General features: G+C 29.7%; 1 protein-coding gene. It reads right to left on the bottom strand.

Annotation, left to right across the window (positions count from 1 at the left end; genetic code table 11):
- On the bottom strand, positions 1-424 hold a 424-nt coding region (locus tag DVK00_RS20805), incomplete at its 3' end, for a restriction endonuclease (protein ID WP_199722518.1).
- Between the last annotated feature and the right edge of the window lie 75 nt (positions 425-499).

Genomic DNA, 499 nt, shown 5'->3' with positions numbered 1-499 from the left:
AAAAATCGGGATTTATACTAATAATCCATTTAGATAAGCTTGTTCTATCTTTCATAACGATATCGCACGCCTTACCTAACTCGACTGCACTTTTAGTATAAAAACTATTAGTCACAAGCCATGCTTCATCGGCATTGTAAAAACGTTGTGCGGTGTATATTTCTTGCACAGCTTTAATACCTATCTTACTGTTACTCCGTTTTGCTTGTACAACTATTTTTTTCTTTTCTTTTTTTAATATTAAGTCTGCACCATAGTCCCTTGAAGCTTTCGTTACAATTGGCTTATATGTTAACTTTAAAAACAATGCTTCGAGATAATATTCGAATTCTATGCCGTCCATTTTATCTATATCAATTATATGTGCTCTTCTATATAATGCTTGAATTTTTTTCTTCTTAATAAATCTATAAATGACGGGCATTAACTTATATGCGATAACTAACATAAATATTAGTAGTAAAATATTGTAAATGTTTATTTCAGTCATGTTTATATC

Origin of the sequence: Haloarcula sp. Atlit-47R (assembly GCF_003665985.1) — an archaeon.
In the GTDB taxonomy this organism is placed as follows: Archaea; Halobacteriota; Halobacteria; order Halobacteriales; family Haloarculaceae; genus Haloarcula; species Haloarcula taiwanensis.
Note: the sequence above shows the minus strand (reverse complement) of the source record. Positions and strands in the feature narration are given on the sequence as shown.